The organism is Nocardia sp. CA-119907 (genome assembly GCF_050955995.1).
Lineage (GTDB): Bacteria > Actinomycetota > Actinomycetes > Mycobacteriales > Mycobacteriaceae > Nocardia.
In genome coordinates this window covers 7,220,053-7,234,693 of sequence record NZ_CP192091.1, presented here as the reverse complement: position 1 = coordinate 7,234,693, position 14,641 = coordinate 7,220,053, and the positions used below count along the sequence as shown (strand labels likewise).

At 63.0% G+C, this 14,641-nt stretch carries 14 protein-coding genes and 1 tRNA gene; 7 read left to right on the top strand and 8 right to left on the bottom strand.

From position 1 onward, the window contains the following. The first annotated feature begins 236 nt into the window (after positions 1-236). Positions 237-2,456, top strand: a complete 2,220-nt coding sequence (locus ACQP2D_RS32350; RefSeq protein ID WP_433679696.1) for an MMPL family transporter — start codon at positions 237-239, stop codon at positions 2,454-2,456. Positions 2,457-3,032: 576 nt separating this feature from the next. Here the strand turns inward: ACQP2D_RS32350 and ACQP2D_RS32345 are convergent. After that, entirely contained in the window at positions 3,033-3,776 is a 744-nt protein-coding gene (locus ACQP2D_RS32345; RefSeq protein ID WP_433679695.1) for a hypothetical protein, read from the bottom strand. A 599-nt stretch (positions 3,777-4,375) separates the two neighbouring features. Between ACQP2D_RS32345 and ACQP2D_RS32340 the strand changes: the two genes are divergently transcribed. From ACQP2D_RS32340 to ACQP2D_RS32320, 5 genes are all read left to right on the top strand, one after another. Further along, on the top strand, positions 4,376-4,591 hold the full coding sequence (locus ACQP2D_RS32340; protein ID WP_433679694.1) for a hypothetical protein: 216 nt from the start codon (positions 4,376-4,378) through the stop codon (positions 4,589-4,591). A 468-nt stretch (positions 4,592-5,059) separates the two neighbouring features. Then, complete coding sequence (locus tag ACQP2D_RS32335; protein WP_433685983.1) at positions 5,060-5,383, top strand: hypothetical protein; 324 nt, start codon at positions 5,060-5,062, stop codon at positions 5,381-5,383. Next, positions 5,266-5,787, top strand: a complete 522-nt coding sequence (locus ACQP2D_RS32330; RefSeq protein ID WP_433685830.1) for a tyrosine-type recombinase/integrase — start codon at positions 5,266-5,268, stop codon at positions 5,785-5,787. The genes ACQP2D_RS32335 and ACQP2D_RS32330 overlap by 118 nt, the downstream gene beginning before the upstream one ends. Before the next feature lie 715 nt (positions 5,788-6,502). Next, positions 6,503-6,874 (top strand): TIR domain-containing protein, encoded by a 372-nt coding sequence (locus tag ACQP2D_RS32325; protein WP_433679693.1) that lies wholly within the window; start codon positions 6,503-6,505, stop codon positions 6,872-6,874. A gap of 9 nt (positions 6,875-6,883) precedes the next feature. Further along, positions 6,884-7,876 carry a caspase family protein gene (locus tag ACQP2D_RS32320; RefSeq protein ID WP_433679692.1) on the top strand — a complete coding sequence of 331 codons (993 nt, stop codon included), beginning with the start codon at positions 6,884-6,886 and terminating at the stop codon, positions 7,874-7,876. 688 nt (positions 7,877-8,564) lie between these two features. Here the strand turns inward: ACQP2D_RS32320 and ACQP2D_RS32315 are convergent. The 3 genes from ACQP2D_RS32315 to ACQP2D_RS32305 all read right to left on the bottom strand — a co-directional run bounded on the left by ACQP2D_RS32315 (position 8,565) and on the right by ACQP2D_RS32305 (position 11,517). Further along, positions 8,565-9,023, bottom strand: a complete 459-nt coding sequence (locus ACQP2D_RS32315) for a hypothetical protein (RefSeq protein WP_433679691.1) — start codon at positions 9,021-9,023, stop codon at positions 8,565-8,567. Between the two features lie 208 nt (positions 9,024-9,231). Continuing rightward, positions 9,232-9,720 (bottom strand): hypothetical protein, encoded by a 489-nt coding sequence (locus ACQP2D_RS32310; RefSeq protein WP_433679690.1) that lies wholly within the window; start codon positions 9,718-9,720, stop codon positions 9,232-9,234. A 570-nt stretch (positions 9,721-10,290) separates the two neighbouring features. Next, on the bottom strand, positions 10,291-11,517 hold the full coding sequence (locus ACQP2D_RS32305; RefSeq protein ID WP_433679689.1) for a helix-turn-helix domain-containing protein: 1,227 nt from the start codon (positions 11,515-11,517) through the stop codon (positions 10,291-10,293). Positions 11,518-11,756: 239 nt separating this feature from the next. Here ACQP2D_RS32305 and ACQP2D_RS32300 point away from each other — a divergent pair, with 239 nt between their 5' ends. Continuing rightward, positions 11,757-11,981, top strand: a complete 225-nt coding sequence (locus tag ACQP2D_RS32300) for a hypothetical protein (RefSeq protein ID WP_433679688.1) — start codon at positions 11,757-11,759, stop codon at positions 11,979-11,981. A gap of 790 nt (positions 11,982-12,771) precedes the next feature. Here ACQP2D_RS32300 and ACQP2D_RS32295 read toward each other — a convergent pair. The 4 genes from ACQP2D_RS32295 to ACQP2D_RS32280 form a co-directional block, all read right to left on the bottom strand. Continuing rightward, positions 12,772-12,846 (bottom strand) — tRNA-Val (locus tag ACQP2D_RS32295). A 33-nt stretch (positions 12,847-12,879) separates the two neighbouring features. Further along, entirely contained in the window at positions 12,880-13,359 is a 480-nt protein-coding gene (locus tag ACQP2D_RS32290; protein ID WP_433679687.1) for a peroxiredoxin, read from the bottom strand. A gap of 72 nt (positions 13,360-13,431) precedes the next feature. Then, a complete protein-coding gene (locus ACQP2D_RS32285; protein ID WP_040688342.1) occupies positions 13,432-13,854 on the bottom strand; it encodes a DUF3052 domain-containing protein in 423 nt (140 codons plus the stop codon). Positions 13,855-14,012: 158 nt separating this feature from the next. Beyond that, the gene (locus ACQP2D_RS32280; protein ID WP_433679686.1) at positions 14,013-14,570 is read right to left on the bottom strand and encodes a hypothetical protein; all 558 of its coding nucleotides are present in this window, start codon (positions 14,568-14,570) and stop codon (positions 14,013-14,015) included. Between the last annotated feature and the right edge of the window lie 71 nt (positions 14,571-14,641).

The following is a 14,641-nucleotide window of genomic DNA, read 5'->3' as shown; positions in this document are numbered from 1 at the left end:
GGTGAATTCGATGCGACGACGACGGCGCGTGATCGGATCGGTGGCGGGTGCGCCGATCCGATATAATGATGATTTCATCATGTGTGACTGTTTCGGTCAAATCGCGCACTGCTGCGCCAAGGTTGCTGACCATTTCTGCGTTTATGAGGAAATCATCATCTGGCGTGTTATCGTACCGATGTAGTGCGTGCTCGCTTCGCTGATGTGTCGGTTGGTGTCTCGAGGAGAGGACCCGTGTGTCTCGGTATCTGTTCGCCCTTGGTCAGGTGGTGGCGCGTCGTCGCTGGTGGGTGCTGGCGGCGTGGATCGTGCTGCTCGTAGGCGCGATCTGTTTCGCCGCGGGAACCGGTGGGAAGACCAACGACAATTTCACGGTTCCCGGTACCGAATCGCAGGATGCCGTGTCATTGCTGAAGCAGCGGATGCCGACGTTCAGTGGTGCGCAGATGCAAGTCGTGTTCGCTACGCCCGGTCTGGCCAAGGTGACCGACCAGCAGGCGCGGACCCAGATCGAGCAGACGATGACCGGGTTCAAGGGACTCCCGCAGGTCGCTGTGGTCGTCGACCCGTTCCAGGCCAAGGCAGTGTCACCGGATCAGCGTGTCGCACTGGGCACCGTGCAATTCTCGGTGTCGGCCGGTGAGGTCAGCGAGGACACCCTCGACGGGGTGGACCGCATCGCGGCCCCCGCGCGCGAGGCCGGTCTCGATGTGCAGTTCTCCGGTGCGGTGTACCCAGGCTTCACGGCCGAGATCCCGCACACCCCGGAGCTTCTCGGCATCGTCGCGGCACTCGTCATCCTGCTGATCACCTTCGGCTCGGTGGTCGCCGCCGGGCTGCCCATCATTACGGCGTTGGTGGGTGTCGGTATCGGGCTCACCGGGATTCTGGGGGTGGCCGCCTTCGTCGACGTGCCCTCGGCCGCGACATCGCTGGCCCTGATGCTCGGTCTGTCCTGTGGCATCGATTACGCGCTGTTCATCCTGTCGCGGCATCGGCACCATATCGTGCTGGGAATGGCTGCGGCGGAGGCGATTCCGCTGGCGGTGGGAACAGCGGGCAGTTCGGTGGTGTTCGCGGCGATAACGGTCATCATCGCGCTGTGCGGACTGACCGTGGCGGGCATCCCATTCCTCACCGTCATGGGTCTGACGGCCGCGGGCGCGGTGCTGGTGGCCATGCTCGTCGCGTTGACGCTGCTGCCCGCGCTGCTGGGTTTCGCCGGTGACACCGTCGCCAAGTTCATCTCACCGCCGCTGCATCCGGGCAAGGCGGAGGAGGTGGCGCGCATCGCCGCCTATGAGCCCGAGCGCACGGCCGGGCACGCGTGGGGACGTTTCGTCACCCGATTCCGAATTCCGGTGCTGGTCCTCGGTATTGCGATTCTCGTCGTTGCGGCTCTTCCGGCCACCCGCATGGACCTCGGGCTGCCCAGCGGTGCCACCCAGCCGGAGAAGAGCACCGCCCGCAAGGCCTACGACCTGGTCAGCCGCTCCTTCGGCCCCGGTTTCAACGGCCCTCTGCTGATGGTCACCGACCTGTCCAAGGCCACCGCCCCGGACGCCGCGCAAACACTGATCGGTCGACTGCAGCAGGAACCCGACGTCGCCGCCGTACAGCCCGCGGCCTCCGGAAACGGATTGGTGCTGATCCAGGTCATTCCCAAAACCGGCCCCAACGACTCCGCGACGACCGATCTGGTGAACCGGTTGCGTGACGACCGTGAGCGCATCGAAAGCGGTACCGGCGCAACGTATCTGGTCGGTGGTACGACGGCGGCCAATATCGACACCTCGAAGCGGCTGGCCGGAGCGCTGCCCATCTTCCTCGCGGTCGTCGTGGGTCTGGCGCTGCTATTGCTCACCATCGCCTTCCGCACGATTCTCGTCCCGCTGTCCTCGATCGTCGGCTTCATCCTCTCGGTGTTCGCCGCCCTCGGCGCACAGGTCGCGGTATTCCAATGGGGCTGGGGCGCAAGTCTTTTCGATGTCACCAAGGCGCAGACGCTGAGCTTCCTGCCGATCATCACATTGGCCATCATCTTCGGCCTGTCCAGCGACTATCAAATCTTCGTCGTCTCGCGGATCAAAGAGGAACACACCCGCACGGCCGATGCGATCGCCTCGGTGCAGAACGGCGTCGCGCACTCCGCGCGCGTCGTCACCGCCGCCGCGCTGATCATGTTCGGGGTGTTCGTCGCGTTCACCACCACCGATAATCCGATCGTCAAACCACTGGCGTTCACCCTGGCGATCGGCGTCCTGTTCGATGCCTTCATCGTCCGGCTGACCCTGGTGCCCGCGGTCATGGCCCTGATCGGGAACCGGATGTGGTACCACCCGCGCTGGTTCGCGCGCTACATCCCCGACCTCGATATCGAGGGCGCCGAACTCGAACGCCGATTCGCCCACGACACCGAAGCCGAAGTGCCGCAGGGTGTTACCGAACCGGCATGACGCTCGTTCGTGCACGGCGACGATGCGGCGATCCCGAATCACCGCAACCCGACCGCTCGACGGTATGAGCGTGTCCCGCCGTGAGAACCACTGCCTGATCACGGCCGAAACCCCGGCGATGCCAGCAATTCGCGCAGGTGCTCGTGCGCACCGAAGCCGAGTGCGTTCGGTCGAACCCCCTGGTCGGTTATCGTGCCGCCGCGCCTGCGGATTCTGAATGTTGGTCGCCACGGGCTATTTGGAGTCGATGCGAGAGTGTATCGAGCAACTCCAGTGATGGAATGAGCTTCGCTGCCCAACCCGGATCGGGGTCCGGCAGCGGTGGCCCCTTGTGAATATGAGTGTCGATGGCGACAAGTCTCTGAGTGATCTCGGCGATGATGTCGGCCAAAGTGGGCCTGCGAGTCAAGTATACGAACCTGCCGCAGCCGGCCGGCGAGTCGCCGTATTGGGGGTCGTCGTAAGTGGCGGTGTCGTGGGCATCGGAGTAATCGAATGCTTCCCGCACGCTGATCAGCCCGTCGCGGTTGTCGTCAGGGTCCGCCGACAAATCCCCGCCGTATGCCGTGGCGGAATTCAGGGCCCGCCGTTCAACAGTAGCGGTGCTTCAGGATCGACGGCCGCGTATGCCTGGACTGGAGTTATGAAGACGGTCCGTTTCGCCACAACTTCGCGTTCGAACACCTCGTTGTCGACGATCAGAACTTGTTCATCGACGAGCATCCGAATCAGAAGCAGGGGCAGTTCCGTGCAATCGACGATCCGTGTGACGATCCCCGCGGCGGCCTTGTATCGCTGTTCGATGCTAAGGCCCTTCGACTCGACCTCTTTGTCATCACCGTGTACGACATCGCCGTACAGCCACGCGTACGTGAGGTCCTGATCTGAGGCGGCACCCCGATCCGTCACGATGAAGTACGCCTGGGCGGACTCGTCACGTGTGGCCACCACCGCCCACAGCTTGTGCCAGTCTTCGATCGGCAGGATGTAATCGGGAAAGGATGCCGCAGGTACACGCGCAGCGATAGAGTCGAGAACCCTGGAGTCGTACAGTTCTTCGCTCTTGAGAATGAGCGGGCGAATCCGGGCAGCAAGGGATTCAAGCAGCTCCTCTTCCGGAAACTCCTCACGATGGACGTAGGTGACTTCACCGGTCTGATGGTCAAGTGTCACTGTGACATTCATCTGACCAGCGTGCAGCTTCTCCAGGAGTTCCTTCTGCTCGCGCCATAGCGAATGGGCCGTGATCCGGCGTGCACGAAGCACGAATGCCTTCAATCGCTGTTCATGAGTGAAGCTCTGGCGCTTCGGTTTGCCCACAGAGGGGAATCGCAGCCTCCCAGGCTGCTGCTCGCGCGGGCTTCTGCTGCAGTAGGCGCTATGGGCGGTTCGAATGGCCGGGTTTCTCCGTGTCTGACCTCCAATAAGGACCGCTTCCAGTCGTTCTGTCTGTCTGCAGCGCACGAGGTCACTGCCCCCAAGGATGTAACGTCGACAGGCCTTCCTGCGATTGGCGAGCTCGAGCTGCGAGTTTGGAGAATCCACACAACCTGCCTCTGCGAAGTCCGTTGGACACCGCCTGACGTAAGCGGCAATGCCGGAGTTAACTGGGCTACGACGTGATTCGGTTCAGGGCGGCGAAGAGTGGCTCAACCGAATCCGCAACTGGGAAACAACGAACAAATGAGATATTGGCCATGGCAGACGGGTTGCTATTCGTATTGTTCGCCGATAGCTGGGCAACGAATCTAACCCAGGCGCAAGTCGCTTCCTTGACTGTTGAAACTCGGCAAACCGAACTGACGTTTCGAGTAAAGACTGTGATCGGTGGCTGAATTTTAAGGCTGGTAAATAAGAGCGTCCATCAACTCGTGCCAAACCACTTCCCGCATTCATGTCGGGGCGATCAAAGGAGTAGCATGACCATGCCGGGATTTCCCGCCGAGCGGAACGATGAATCGCCACCGCGTCCTATCGTGCACCCATTACTTGCGCTGGCTGTGAGCGTTCTGCTGGCTGCAGCAACCGGGCTGCTGGTCGATTGGACTGCCGCAGTAACGGTGTTCGTCACCACCGTCGGCCTGCTCGGGGTACAGAAGGCACATAGCCGCCGCCTTCCTCGGGGCGAACGATGAGACGCAGTTGCGATCCGCCAAGATGTATACGCTATCCGATACCGGGTCGCGAGGACGGCGAGTCTGGACATCCCCCTCGAGGCCCAGTGGATACCTGGCGTGCTCTACGCCTGGGCGCGAATACGGCTCGGACGCGACCCGGTTTGGTACGCCGACGTGGCAATCGATTACCGAAGTCATTCCGTTGTCACCGCAGTGACACTGCGCAAATGGGTGCCATGGGATGCCGTCAGACCGCCCGAACCAGACGAATTGCAAACCCGACAAACCCGCCGGTAGACAGTTCATGCGGCCGGATGCGGACGGTCGGCTACGTATGCCTCAATTCGGGACCGTTTTCGACGGCAAGAGGATCGGTGCGAGTCGATTCCATCGCTTGCGCTCTAGTGCAGCCGTAAGATTGCTCCAGAAGATCTGCATCTGTCGGCCGTGTGCTCTGTCTGCTGCTACTCGCTAAGGAGAACCGCGATGGATTACCCTGATGCGCTTGGCTCGGTATGGTACGAGACCGAAGTGGACGGCTGGCAGGGCAAATGGACCCGCATAGCCGGTACAAACGAGTTCAGCGCCGAATTTACCCATCCGTCAGGGCAGCGCATTGGAGGCCGACTGAGTATTAGGGTGGACGGCCGCACAGTTCGTATCCATCGGGAGAACCCTGGAACATGGGGGACGTGCGAGTATCTGGGGACTCTGTCGCCCGATCTCAAGACAGTCAGCGGCAATTACCATTGCACCGACCAAAACAACCAACCGACTCCGACCTATGCTTGGAGTGCTCGTATCGAGTAGTGCCCTGCACCAGAGATCGGCTGTATAAGGCGTCGCTGCCAATGTGCAACCTTTCCACTCTCGACCTCGCCGATCTCGACCTCAGCGGTACAGACCTGGGCGGTGCGAAGCTGGCCCGCGCGAATCTGACCGATGCGAAACTGGCCGACGCGAACCTGCGTGGTGCGACTTTCCGCAGAATTGTCCAGCGCCGGGCTGTTCCGCGCGGATCTGACCAAAAGAGGCGACTGGGAAAGGTCAGGCCTCACGATCTACGGCACACCTACGCGGGCCGCCACGTACGCGGCGGGGTGCCGATCCAGCAGGTGCAAAAGCTGCTCGGGCACGCGTCGCTGCGGACGACGCAGCGGTACGCGAGCCTGGGTGATAGCCAGTGGGAGAGCGTACGTGGCGTGCTGGGTTAGCGGCTCCCGTCTATACGGGACTGCGCTCGCAGACCCCCTGATGCGGTGGCGTATAGGAGCTTTCAACGATACGTCGCGCATGCACAGCTCTGGTCCTGATCGACCAGGTGGTGAGCCAGGCTAGCACCCAGAGGGCTGGGGGCGAATCACTACAGTGCTTTGTCTGTCGAGGCAAACCTTAGTCCACTTTCGGTTGGTGTCGAGGCCGTCATGCCCTGACATAGGCCGCGACGAACACACGTCCTGTGGGATAATCGAAAGAATGTTCGATGAGACGCTGACGGTGGGTGAGGCTGTCACCTAATGGACGGATACTCATGGGCGCGGTGTCGAGCCCGAGGATCCTGCAGCGGTTCGTCGCACCGGCATCATCGCCCAGGTGCACCGCAGTCCGAGCGATGCCAGCCGGGTCGTGGCATACAGTGTCGTCTGTCGCAACACCCTGGGCGAATACCTCGTGACCCTCCGGCCCAACTATCGCCACCGGCCCACACGGGCGGAGTAAGCGTTTCCCGCCTTCGTCTGTGTCGGTGGTACGTGGAAGTCGGGCTGCCCGTGCGGAACGTGCATGCGGACGAACCGCCGAACCGGAGCATGGACGAACTCGCAAAGCCCGCCGGTTTTCGACATTACGTACTCTTCGGTTCGTGCTTTCCTGTTTGTCGGTAGGCGTAGCTAGGCTGCTGGGGTTGCCGGTTTTGAGGGAGGAAGAAGCGTGGCGGATAAAAAGATCGTTTTCGTGGCATTCGCGATCGAGGACGAGCGACAGAGGGATTTCCTCAAAGGTCAATCACTGAGTCCTCGCGCTCCGTACGAGTTCATTGACTTGTCGGTGAAGGAGGCGTATGTGAGCGACTGGAAAGACAAGGTGCGCACGCGCATCAAGAGGTCTCACGGCGTGATCGTGCTCGTGAGTAAGAACTCGCTCGATTCCACTGGGCAGGAGTGGGAGATCCAGTGCGCCCGTGAAGAGGGGAAGAAGATACGGGGCATTTGGGCGTACTCGGATGATCGGACGAATCTTCCCGGCGTTCCTACTTATACCTGGAGCGACAAGAACATTAGCGACTTCATCGACTCGCTGTAGGGGAGAGAAGTGCGGAAGGCCCTCATCGTCGGGATTGACTACTACGAATACGGCGATGATCTGTCAGGCTGTGTTGCCGACGCTCTCGCCGTGAAAGGGGTACTTGAGCGGAACGCTGACGGCGGCTTGAACTTTCCCTCACCGAGGGTTCTCATCGCCCCTCGGGCAGAGCAGCCGGTGACCCGGAGGCAGCTTAAAGATGCTGTCGAAGCCCTTTTCGAGGATGATTCCGACATCGCGTTGTTTTACTTCGCTGGGCACGGATCTGTCGATTCCACAGGCGGTTTCCTGTGCGCCAGTGATACGGAGGACGCCGATGCGGGCCTTTCGCTTAACGATGTCATGAGTTTCGCTAACAGATCCAAGGCGAAGAACAAGATCATTATTCTCGACAGTTGTCATGGTGGAATTGCTGGGGGCAGCTCCCGTGACCCTAACGTCGGCGAGCTTCAAGAGGGAGTCACGATCATGACTGCGTCGACGAAGGATCAGTACTCAATGGAAGTCCCTGGGGGTGGGTCTGGTGTCTTCACGAACCTGCTTGTCGACGCGCTCAGCGGCAGTGCCGCGAATCTCGTCGGCTCTATCACCCCGGGCAGCGTGTATGCGCACATCGATCAGTCGCTCGGCCCGTGGGAGCAGAGGCCCGTATTCAAGACCAACGTCAAGACCTTCGTCTCGCTCAAGGAGGCCAAGCCGCCGATCGCGTTGGAGCACCTGCGTTCTCTCACGACGCATTTTCCAACCCCTGACTACAAGTTCCCTCTGGATCCCACATACGAACCGTTCAGGTCCAACGACGACCTGGCGAATCCCGACATCCCCGATCCTGATGAGAACAACACCGCGACGTTCGCTGTCTTGCAGAAGCTCGTTCATGTGAATCTGGTTCGCCCGGTGGATGAGGAGCACATGTGGTACGCCGCGATGGGCTCGAAAGCCTGTGAGCTGACGGCTTTGGGACAGCATTACTGGAATCTCGTTGCGCGTGATCGTATTTGAGCCATGGCTATTGACTGGCAGCGAGGTCGGGATGTGCTTCGCTCTTCTGAACTGATGGAACGCCTGGCATCGCTGGAGCACGAGCGATGGTCGCACTGGCAGGAGTATGTGCACTCACGGTGTACGTCTGGCACCGACGGGTCGTTGATAATCCCCGCGGAGTTGGTCGAGCGCTGGACCAGGCAACTGTCAACCCCGTACGAGGATCTGCCTGATCACCAGCGGGAAAGTGACCGTGAGCAGGTGCGCCGATACTTGCCTATCATCGAGGATGCGCTGAACACCCAGCCGCCGGAGTGAAAGCGGAATAAGTCGTCGGCTCGCCGGGAGGTGTGTCGCGCGACACGCTGAGATGTGGGTAACACATCTCCGTCACCCTGGTATGCAACCGTTGGGCCGAAACCTGGCCTCGCGGTTGTATTTTGCGGCCCGCTTCGGGCCGGGTGTCAGCTTGGTGGATATCGTGTGTCCGCCTGAAATCTGATCCGCGGCGTATCGTGACGCGAGCGGATCGAATGCGAGGGAGGGCATCGCATGAATGAGGCCGCCACGGCGCCGATGTCGATCTCGCCACCGCACGCACGGTGCTCGCCGATATCGCCGCTCACCTCAGCACGCACGCAGCGCCCTGGCCGCTGAAGTTCTTTGGGCATTGTGCCGGTGAGCGCTCGGCCGAAGACGGAGCGCACTACTCGCGATCATTTGCTGTGTCCGGGTGTGGCGCTTTGCGCTTGAGAGAAGACATCGACTTGCGCTTGAGGGAAGACTCGGACTGTTGCCGCTGTTGGCTGAGCCTCCTGATTAGCTTCTCGGCCAGATCGGCGTCTTCATCGGTCAATTGCTCGAAGAGAGGGCCCAGCCGGAGAACTCGAGCAGAGATCTCCGTGTTCTGCTGCACTCCGTACCAATCCGCAGCGATCATGGCCCTGACCTGCCCCTCCGATGTGCCAAACAATTTCGCTATACCGCTCAGCGCGTCGGGGTCAGGTGGGCTGACCCTTCCGGCAGGACCTTTCCACGGCCCGTATTCGACAAGGTTCCTCCACCAGCCATGCGACCGCGCCCGGTCGCTCCGGTGGGCCATGTCCTGGTAGTCCATCGTTTGGGCAATCCGATTGGCGGCATCCCAAAAAGGAGTCTCTTGCATATCATCAGTATAGAACTCTTGAGATTCTGTCATCTGCACTATGGGGCTATGTGCGCTGAGGCTTACCTGTGACGCGCCATCGCGGATATGCGTGAGGCTCGCCGTCATGCATGGCGGCGTTTCGCGCCGTCTCACGGCCTCGACGGCGGCCGTGGCACAGCGGCAGTCCGGCAACCTCACAAACTTGCTTACACCCGCCCCAAGCCGATCAGCCGCGCACGAAGGTTCGCGCCGGATCGTAGAGGGCGCGATGCCATTTCACGACCGAACATTCCGCTGATGCAATCGAGCTCAGCGCGTGCCGACCGCGGCGGGCCAGATTCTGGTGTACTGCCGGATCGGTGCTAAGGGCGTCGAGTGTCGAGCCGCAGTTTGCGCAGCCACCGGCCATTGCAGTGCGGTCGCCGGTTGGATCGGCGCGGCGGATGATCGTCCTGGCGAGACCGTCTGCGACGCCGGATCGTTCGAGTAGATGTTTGACGAGCTTCCAGGAACTCTCGGTGTTAACCAGGAGTAGCAGGCGGTACTCCGCGGCGGGAAAGACGGGGAATACTCCTGCGACGCGGGCGGCGTCGTTTCCGCACTGCGTGCAGGCGCTGGCAAGCCCGAACGCGCGAAGCCAGACACGTGCGGCGGCCCCACGCGGTGGCTTATCGATCTGCACATCCGGCAGCGGCACGTCGGTGTGGCCATACACTCCGGTGAGGCTCACCATGTGTTGGCATCGGCCGCATGTCACAGTCCACGCGCCGGGTTCACCGCCGAGACACCCGCCGCCGTCGGCGACCGGTACTGAACACATATTGCAGGCTTTACCCCATCGGGCTTTGCCGCCGATTCTGGACATGTGCCACGCTCCCGTCGCATTCGTCTTGGATGCGTCGAGTGTCCTTTGGTGTACCGACAGAAAAGATTCCGTGTGAGGCGTCTGGGTAGTGCCTGCTCCACGTTTGCTCCACGAAATGAGCGTGGAGCAAACGATTCGTAGTGATAAAACCGCTGTCTAGCTCAATCTTCTTCGGTGGGCGCAGAGGGGTTCGAACCCCCGACCGCTGGTGTGTAAAAGCGCACCACAACGTCCAGCCGGTACCACCCCGTCCATCCCGTCCAGGTCAGAGGCTGTCTACCGTCCAGCGAGTATCGCCGTGTCCGGCCCGTATCTGCTTGTCTTGGCAAGGTCTTGGCAAGTTCGGGGATTCGCCGATCATGCCTCGGACCTGCGCATAGCCGACCTGTTCGGCAACATCGATGCGCCGCCCGGCATCGCTCATACGGGCACGACGCCTACGCGCTGGGCCAGCTTGCCCAGGTCCCCGGTCGTCAGGTCCCGCCGCGCCGTGCGCATCATGTGGCCGACCAGTTCGCGGACGTGCGTCATCTGGCGGACGTGCTGGGGCGCAGCGTGTTCGGCCCGCAGGAGGGCGTAGAGCGAGCCCTGATAGTCCCGCTTCATGGCGTGCGCCCGGCCGATCTCCACGAAGTACTGAGCCCGCCGCCCCTCCGCCGGGAGCGCATCCGGGGTGAGGGTCGGCGCGAGCGCGAGCACCTGGCCCGGCTCCCGGCGCTCCATGGCCGCGCTCATCCGCCACAGCTGGACATTCGCCGGGCCGAACGTGGGATTGCGCAGGATCGACGTACCGGCCGGGGCGTCGGCCAGGCGGCCCGCCGTCTCCGCCGCCTCGGTCAGGTGCGGCTCCGGGTCTCCGCCCATGGCGGCCGTGACCAGGGAGGCTTGAAGGTGGAGCATCCCCAGGCCCTCGATCTCCCCCACGGTGCACACGTCCGGCGCGATCTCCGCCGCCGTCCCTTCGGCGTGGGTCAGGGCGGCAGGCAGGGAGCCCGGCCGGGACAAGAGCACCTGACTCCGGGCGAAGGCGGTAGCGGCCAGCGCCGCCGTGCCGCCGATGTTGCGGGCGGCGCTCTCGGCCTCCTGCGCCGCCGTCCAGGACAGGGCACCGTAGCCCCGGGCCTTCAGCGCCGCCGCCGAGGTGTGGGCAACCATGCTCAGCACGTCCCAGGCCCGGTCTCGGTCGGTCGGTCCGCCGTCGCGGATATGGCGGTAGCAGTCGGTCAGCATCGGCGCGAGCATCGGACCGAGCGTGGCGTAATCGCACGCGATCCGCAGTGCCGCTGTCCGTTTGGCCTCCGCCGTCAGAACGTCCAGGGTGCGCGCCGGGGCGGTGTGAGTGGTATTGCCCTGGGTCCACAGCGCCACTTCGATATCCGGGACGGCGGTGTGGAACCCGGCGACGGCCGGGTCCATCCGGTCTTGCTCGTGTCCGGTCAGGTCCCCCAAGGTGACGCCGAGCGCCGCAGCCAGCGCGAGCAGCGTTCGGCGCGAGTCGATCGGCCGTTCGCCGTTCTCGTACTTGGCAATAGCGCCACGAGACAACCCCGCCCGGTCGGCTAGCACCTGCTGAGAGATGCCCCGCCGCGCTCGGATCGCGCGGACCCGTTGCCCGATGTACCGGTCTTCGTGCTGGTCGTCGCTCACGTGCGCGCCCTCCGTTGCTGGCCGTGAATACCCGCTCAACGGGCATTGTCCCACGGTGGGACAGCGCGCGGTGTCTGCGCTGCCAGGCTCCTGTACAGCCCCGCCGCCGGGTCGGCGCGAAGCCCTCGGCGGTGGGTGCCTACCAACTGGACAGCGGAAGGCGCAGGGGAATGGAAGCGCTCGCGTGGTTAGACCCGACATCACCAACGTCGGAATGGGACGAGGCCCAGATTCGGCGTTTGGCGCGGCGATTGGGCTACGTGCTGCACTGGGCCGACGCGGGTTCGGTGCTCGGTCTGGTCGAACAGGCCGCCGGGCTAGGCGTCGACGTGGTGCTGTTGCCGTCCTCGGCGCACCTGGACGCGCAAACCCTGAATCGACTTATGGGGTTTGCCGATGTCGAATGCGCTTGCCCGCGTGAGTCTTTCGCCCGATGGTCCGTGCTGGGTGGGGTGCACCGATGATCGCGCTCGGGTGGGTGATCGTGTTCGGCTTGCCCCTGACCGTGGTGTTTGCGGCGATCTTCTGGCCCGAGCGCACACCGGAGGACCGCACTGTGTGGGCGATCAGACGTCGGGTCGATCAGGAGCGCGACGACGACGCGTCGTCTACCCGAGGACCCAGGTATTCGCGCTCAGCAACTATTTGGAATCGGGCCACGCGTAACCCGGCGATGTCGTCGTTGGACCTGCCTCGGGTTGCCGGGACAGGTCAATCCGCACCGCCCCTGTCCGCACCGCTAACGCCATCCCAGGTGCCCGCACCGGATGAGCCCGGGGGGGACCCTCGCACCGCGCAGCTGACAGCGGCGAACGCCTCGCCCCAGCAAACACCGTTTGGGCCGACCATTCATCTTCGGTGCGGATGTGGAACCGGTGTGGGAGTTGGCTTCCTGTGGGTTGGCATTGAACCCGGCCAGGGGGTGTGCTCAGTGACCGGTACCCGCAGCCGTGCGGGCGGTGTCGTGGGCTGAGTCGCGGCGCGGGCACAGCGTTTCGCCGGGGGGCTGGGAACAACAGGTGCTGACCGCATCCGGGTACCCGGCACACGTCGGCAACAGTATCGGCCGGGGGTAGGTTGCGCAGCTCGCACGTGATGCGGTGTCGCATGGGCGGCCCTGTTCGGCGACGAAACCGAGGCGACCGGAACCTAGTTCGCCGACCCGTTGGCAAGTTCTACGCAAGATCAGCTTGCGCGGAGGGTCACATGAGGGGGACGGGGTGGACGGAAATAGGCGGTTACCAGCCATTTCCTTGGTGGGCGCAGAGGGGTTCGAACCCCCGACCGCTGGTGTGTAAAACCAGAGCTCTACCACTGAGCTATACGCCCGGGATCCGTCGGTGGGATTACCGACGGGCCGGTCTAGGACTCTAGCGCGGCGAGCGCTTTCTCCCAAGCCGCCTGGTCACGGGGCTCGCCGGGGCCGTTCATTTCGGCGAAACGGATGACGCCGTCGCGGTCCACGACGAAAGTGCCGCGGTTGGGGTAGCCGGATTTTTGGTTGAAGACGCCGTAGGACTGGGCGACGGCGCCGTGCGGCCAGAAGTCGGACAGCAGCGGGAAGATGTAGCCCTGTTCGGCGGCCCAGATCTTGTGGGTGGGCGGCGGGCCGACCGAGATGGCGAGTATCTCCGCGTCATCGTTCTGGAACTTGGGCAGCTCGTCACGCACCTTGCACAGCTCGCCCTGGCAAATCCCGGTGAAGGCGAGCGGATAGAACACGAGCAGCACGTTCTTCTTGCCGCGGTAGTTCGAAAGCGTGACGTCTTGGTTGTTCTGGTCCTTGAGCGTGAAATCCGGCGCGACAGTGCCGATTTCCAGCGGACCAACCTCGAGTGGCATCACTGATCCTCCATCGTGTCGGGCTGCACCGGGCGGTGGGAACACCGCCCGGCGAAACCATAGCGAAAGCGGTCAGCGCTGTTTCGAGGGTGCCTTGGGCTGCACGAGGCGGCTGCCGGACCAGGCACCGAGGCTGATCGCCGACGTCTGCGTCAGACCCGCGGTGGGCGCCGCTTCGGCGATATCGCTCGGATCGACATGACCAGGTTGCCCGGTCTTGGGGGTGAGTACCCAGATGAAGCCTTCGTCGGCCAGCGGGCTGATGACTTCCATCAGCTCATCCGCCAGATCGCCGTCGCCTTCACGCCACCACAGCAGTACGGCGTCGACGACCTCGTCGGAGTCTTCGTCGACCATCTCCCCGCCGCTGGCCTCTTCGACGTCGGCCCGCAGGTCGTCATCGGTGTCCTCGTCCCAGCCCAGCTCCTGGACAACCATGCCGTGTGTAATGCCAAGCTTCTGAGCGTAATTCTGCGCGTCCGCCGCGGCGACCACGGTGGTGTCCTCCTCAACTCCAGACAATAGTTAGTTGCAAGCGAACATGGTTATCGCCTCGAGCGCAAGCTGATCGGAGGAAATACCCACGGAATGTCGCATGACAACCTCGTGTGATTGACCGATTATCGCCACCCGCACTCGGTTCGTGGGATGAATCAGCGTTTCGGGCATGCGTCCTTGACCGCGTTGCGCGCGTCGTTGACCCGTTTGCTGGCCTCGTTGAGCGCGCCGACCGGTGCGGTGTAGGTCATTTTGCGGGTTTCGGCGGCCAGCTGCCGAGCGGCGGCGACGTATTCGGTGAATTTGGCCTGCAGGTCGGCCGGTAGTGCGCCGTTGGCGCCGTTCACGCCGGTCTCGACCTTGGTCGCGGCGTCCTCGAGCGTCTTGGCCGCGGTATCGCGCTTGGCGTTGTAGTCCGGCGCGTTCGCATCGTGGGCATCCACGAACTCGTTGTACTTCGAGACGCCGACGCCTGTGGTTGTGGGGAATTGACCACAGTTGTCGTTGATCGCCTGCGCCTGTGCCGCGGCCTTGCGCGAGGAGGTGGCCGCCGCGGAGGACGAGGCCGCCTCGGTCTTATAGGCGGCTAGTTCCGAGGCATTCGGATTGGCAACTCCGTCAACGTGTTTCGCACACCCGGCGACGGTAAGGCCGATCACGACCGCCGCTGCCGCGCACACCGCTCCGAACCCGCGTGGGTCCAGCACCTTCATCGTCCTCCCGGCTCCTCTTTATCGTCGGCGGTACTCGACTCACGTTCCCTGCGGAACCGTACTGTAGATGC